Raw genomic sequence first — 4,625 nt, 5'->3', positions numbered from 1 at the left:
GGCTAATCTCTTGTGTCCAACATTACAACAAAGTACATGCTTAGTATAAAATTGAACCGCCGTATACGGAACCGTACGTACGGTGGTGTGAGAGGTCGGAGGTTAATCACCTCCTCCTACTCGATATACATTAGGAAAGTACAAAATTTTAGCATAGAATTTTCTCGACGAGGGTGAAAATTTTAAAGTACCAAGTATAAGGGCAACTACGCCTCTGCCTTCGCCACTAGGGCTCGCCGATCCGCTAGTTTTCTTTATTTTACGTACTAGGGGTAAGGCACGTTATTGTTCGAGTACATCTGGTTTTTAATGTAAGGGTTGTTCTTTAGGAGGTGTTTGAATGAAAATCCTTGAAAAAGTGATAACAGCAATACTTTCTGGAATAGTATTTTCATTAGGTTTAGCATTCTTGAATGGTTCAATGGAGTATTTTTTAGTTTACCTGATGTTTTCTGGAACTATTTTTTTAACTGGTGGCATTCTTTTTTCATTACTTGCCGATGTTATCCTAGAAAAGGTTAAAGCAAACAAGTATCTACTTTCCCTTGTCATATATGGGATTGGTGGGGTTATAGTTAATTTTTTCTTTTATATCGGGCTCTATAATGAAGGGTTTGTAGGTGAAACTCTTAGTATGTTGTTACTTGGTATAATAGCCTCTTTATTATTTTTGCACATATTGCTAGTTACAAAGAAGATTTTAAAGCATCTAGTTGGTTAAAAGCAAAATCCTATTTTCAGTAAGGCTGCGATCGCACAAGATGATTATCGTTCTTTTTTGTTGAAGTTATTGGGAGCAGAATAATTCAATAACGTTAATACCGCTTTTGATGAATGTTAACATTATAGTCAGAAGATTATTTACTTTATGGGGGCGTAAATTTGAATCATAAAACTCGAATTATTATTACACTTGTATGTAGTTTACTAATTTTTGCTGTTGGTTTGTTTAGAATACTTACTGAAGCATTTACTTCAACACCTTTGTTTGTTGCATACATTTTTGGGATTACAGGGTTAATAGGAGCAGTTGCAAATGGAATTGTTTTAAGAAAGCTACAAACAAATTAGCCTTGAAAAAGGGATTCATTATAAGAAACTTTTTTTTAGCTACGGAAGCGATTTCTTTGTTTACAGATCAAAAATGTAACAATATAAGCGAAATACAGAATAATCTGAAAATGCATGGTACTATATGTTAGGACGGTGATACGAATGAAAAATGTAGCAGGACTATTATGTGTAGTGTTAATGTTGGTCGGGTGTAGTAATGTTGATACAGTACCTGATATTCACCCGATTGTTGATAAGTTTTATAATATAGTTGATGTCCAAGAGGAATAATTCGTAACTCTTTTATTCAACAAAGTGCCATAGCTTTATAAAAGGCAATCGCTGTTCTACTAACGAAGCAGGTCCTTTAATCGCTTTAATGGTACGTGATGAAAAAAGAAGGGGGGATTGGCTTGTTTACTAAAAAGAATGTTGTAATCATAATTTTAACCATTGTCTTCTTGGGAATGGTCTCGATTCCTTTTGCCTTTATTTATGTCCTTAATAATGGGAATCCTTATCACAAGTATCTAGTACATAAATATATTCCTTCACATTTGGAAGAAATGGGTTATAGTGACGAGGAAATATTGAAACAATCGTATATGGAAACAAAACATACGATTAATAATAGTGTGTATCATGGTCATTACAAAGTGATTTTCAAAGATGAACCTCAATTGGAATACCTGTATGGGGTGACAAAGAGAGGGAAAAATGTTGTACAATTTTGTGAAAAAGAAACATTGATTACGAGTAATACATATGGAGAAATGACGACGGAAAAAACCAATCACAGTGAAAAGAAATGTATAGGCTATTTAGATAACAGATAAAACTATAACTATTAAATTATTAAAGTAAATGAAAGCAGTTGCCGTCTTATTTGAACTTTGTAGCAGGAATATAAATACTAAAGTTGGTGATTATGTCTATGTCAGAATGGTTGCGGGGTGGCCCTTTTCTTGAAGTAAGTTTTTTAATGAAGATAAGAGAAGATAAAAAGAAACTCGTTCATTCAGTAATAAATAATCTCTCACTTCTATCAGAAAAGATAGAATTAGTTGATGAGAATACAGATGAAAAGATAGATTATTTTCTTAAAGGGGAACCGTTTGATGAGGCTGACCCTACAACCCCAATGATGCACTCATTAAAATTACATTTGTACGTTCATCTAACTAGAAAACGAAAAGCGACCTTACAAATAGAGAAGGTTTCTTCCAATGGTCTATTGGTCAATTTTTGGTTCTATGGCTCAACCTATGATTCTAAGGAATGGGGACAAATTGGTATTAACGAAGAGGAATATGTAGATTTTACAAACCTGCTTATCCATTTATTTTCGGTTTATCGTTTTAAAGTTGGCGGGATTGGGTTTGAGGTAAATGTCCTTGATTTATTTAATTCCTCTGAAACGTATCCGAACGAGTGTTACCAGTTTGAGAATGTTTTACCTAACCATGTCCTACAAAATAGTTCCCATTTTATACAACTGATCTGGAATGAAAAACACAAAAATTTAAGTAATATCCCATTTAATTATAGGAGGCTTCATCACGAAGGCGTTCTGATTTTTTTAAGGAGTTTTACAGATTAGAATTTTAAAGCTACACAAAACCTAATGTCAATTCTTCATGTCTTAAGCAGGAGTTTTGAGTGGCGAGGATGATGGTTTAAGAAGGAGTAGAACATAAAAATTTACGATTAATTGAGTGAGGGTGGGTGTTGAAGTGTGTGTGGAAAAAAACTCCTGAAAGACGAAGAGAAAGATTGATACAAGAGGAATTGAAAAGAAATCCAACTGGAAATATGAACGATGATTTTAATAGAGCAAACAGCGGTGGTCTTGCGGATGTAGTAGGAAGTTTAGGCTGGAAAGGGACGGGCATTCTTATCCTTGTCATCATAATAGGCTTTACCATTGCAACATTTTTCATATAATGAGTATGAAACGTAACGCCGAGCCAATCCTATAGCTAGGAGGGACTCGATGATGAAAAACATAGACTTTCGTTTTATACAAACCAATGGTATTACCTTACATATAGGTGTTGCAGGTCCTGAAGACGGTCCTCTCGTTATTCTGCTACACGGTTTTCCTGAGTTTTGGTATGGATGGAATAAGCAAATCAGCACATTGGCACAAGCGGGCTATCGTGTCATTATTCCTGATCAGCGGGGCTATAATTTGAGTGAGAAGCCGCCAGACGTGGAAGAGTATACGATTGATAAACTAAGGGATGATATGATGGGCTTGATCGAGTTTTTTGGCAGAGAAAAGGCTACGGTCATCGGACATGACTGGGGAGCGTTAGTCGCATGGCATTTGGCAGCGACCCGGCCGTCCTACGTGGACAAGGTCATCCCCATCAATGTACCTCATCCGGCTGTTTTTATGAGGAATGTGGTGAAGCACCCGACCCAGATGTTCCGGAGTTCTTACATTTTATTTTTTCAAACACCGAAGATTCCGGAAAAGCTTCTATCGGCAAACCACTATAAGGCAATGAAAAATATGATGCTTATCTCCTCTAATACCGGAGCTTTCACACACGAGGACCTTCAGCAATACGAAGCTGCGTGGTCCAAACGAAATGCCCTGACGAGTATGTTGAATTGGTACCGAGCAATGAGAGCGGGGACTATGAGGCAAATATCGAATGAAGCAGTGACAGTACCTGTTCGAATGATCTGGGGAAGAAAAGATCACTTCTTATCGTTAATGCTTGCAAAAGATAGCATGAAACTGTGCAGTGACGGAAAACTGACAATGGTGCAAGAAGCGACGCACTGGATTCACCACGAACAGCCAGACGTACTAAACAAGCTAATTTTGAATGCAATAAATGAGGTCTAACAAAGCATGGGGAACTATCTCCATGCTTCATTTTTATTATCAATTTTTAAATGAGATTACAGCCAATAAAATGTACCATCAATGACATAGTTCTACCACTGAATAACAAAGAGGTTACCAGTGTATGACAGACAGTTTACCAATTTATCTTCTATAAACATATATGATATATTTTATATTGTTTTGGCAGTTTAATAGGTCTTAATGGTGTATTATTATAACTAGGTTAATATTGTATATTTTTTTATAATTATACAATTAAGGTAGGTAATGGATATTAAACTAACGAGCAGTTTACTTTAAGAGAAGAAAATAATTTTATTAAGAGGAGAACTATTTATGTTAACACCAACTAAACTCAAAACAGGAGATGAAATACGAGTTATTGCTCCGAGTAGGAGTGCTTGTATCTTATCTGAGGAAGGGATACAAATAGCAAAAAAATGTCTAGAAGAATTAGGTTTTAACGTGACGTTTGGAAGAAACCTATTTAATAATGATTTACATAATTCTTCTTCTATTAAACAACGACTTGAAGATTTGCATGAAGCATTTCAAGATACTAATGTAAAAGGAATATTAACGGTCATAGGTGGTTTTAATAGTAACGAACTACTACCGTATATTGATTATGAATGTATTAAACGAAATCCTAAAGTATTTTGTGGTTATAGTGATATAACGGCTATTGCAACTGCTATTACAACGAAAA

At 35.4% G+C, this 4,625-nt stretch carries 8 protein-coding genes; all 8 read left to right on the top strand.

Annotated elements, in window-relative coordinates:
* Window positions 1-340 precede the first annotated feature (340 nt).
* On the top strand, window positions 341-721 hold the full coding sequence (locus ACNSTQ_RS22745) for a hypothetical protein (protein WP_418202031.1): 381 nt from the start codon (window positions 341-343) through the stop codon (window positions 719-721).
* A 161-nt stretch (window positions 722-882) separates the two neighbouring features.
* Window positions 883-1,071 (top strand): hypothetical protein, encoded by a 189-nt coding sequence (locus tag ACNSTQ_RS22740; protein ID WP_418202030.1) that lies wholly within the window; start codon window positions 883-885, stop codon window positions 1,069-1,071.
* A 144-nt stretch (window positions 1,072-1,215) separates the two neighbouring features.
* Window positions 1,216-1,344, top strand: a complete 129-nt coding sequence (locus tag ACNSTQ_RS22735; protein ID WP_418202029.1) for a hypothetical protein — start codon at window positions 1,216-1,218, stop codon at window positions 1,342-1,344.
* A 122-nt stretch (window positions 1,345-1,466) separates the two neighbouring features.
* Window positions 1,467-1,889 (top strand): DUF3139 domain-containing protein, encoded by a 423-nt coding sequence (locus ACNSTQ_RS22730; RefSeq protein WP_418202028.1) that lies wholly within the window; start codon window positions 1,467-1,469, stop codon window positions 1,887-1,889.
* A 98-nt stretch (window positions 1,890-1,987) separates the two neighbouring features.
* Complete coding sequence (locus ACNSTQ_RS22725) at window positions 1,988-2,653, top strand: hypothetical protein (RefSeq protein ID WP_418202027.1); 666 nt, start codon at window positions 1,988-1,990, stop codon at window positions 2,651-2,653.
* A 137-nt stretch (window positions 2,654-2,790) separates the two neighbouring features.
* Complete coding sequence (locus ACNSTQ_RS22720) at window positions 2,791-2,997, top strand: DUF6366 family protein (RefSeq protein WP_418202026.1); 207 nt, start codon at window positions 2,791-2,793, stop codon at window positions 2,995-2,997.
* 49 nt (window positions 2,998-3,046) lie between these two features.
* Window positions 3,047-3,913, top strand: coding sequence for an alpha/beta fold hydrolase (locus ACNSTQ_RS22715; RefSeq protein ID WP_418202025.1), 867 nt, complete (start codon window positions 3,047-3,049; stop codon window positions 3,911-3,913).
* Window positions 3,914-4,252: 339 nt separating this feature from the next.
* Window positions 4,253-4,625 (top strand): LD-carboxypeptidase (locus tag ACNSTQ_RS22710; protein ID WP_418202024.1); only part of this gene is annotated, 373 nt, incomplete at its 3' end.

The organism is Alkalihalobacterium sp. APHAB7, assembly GCF_048323755.1.
Classification (GTDB): domain Bacteria; phylum Bacillota; class Bacilli; order Bacillales; family Bacillaceae_F; genus Alkalihalobacterium.
This window is presented reverse-complemented; position numbering and strand designations above follow the sequence as displayed.

Bases quoted from the DNA above. Each gene is read 5' to 3' on its own strand.
- ACNSTQ_RS22715 (WP_418202025.1), top strand. From the start codon at position 3,047: ATGATGAAAAACATAGACTTTCGTTTTATACAAACCAATGGTATTACC.
- ACNSTQ_RS22735 (WP_418202029.1), top strand. From the start codon at position 1,216: ATGAAAAATGTAGCAGGACTATTATGTGTAGTGTTAATGTTGGTCGGG.
- ACNSTQ_RS22725 (WP_418202027.1), top strand. From the start codon at position 1,988: ATGTCAGAATGGTTGCGGGGTGGCCCTTTTCTTGAAGTAAGTTTTTTA.
- ACNSTQ_RS22745 (WP_418202031.1), top strand. From the start codon at position 341: ATGAAAATCCTTGAAAAAGTGATAACAGCAATACTTTCTGGAATAGTA.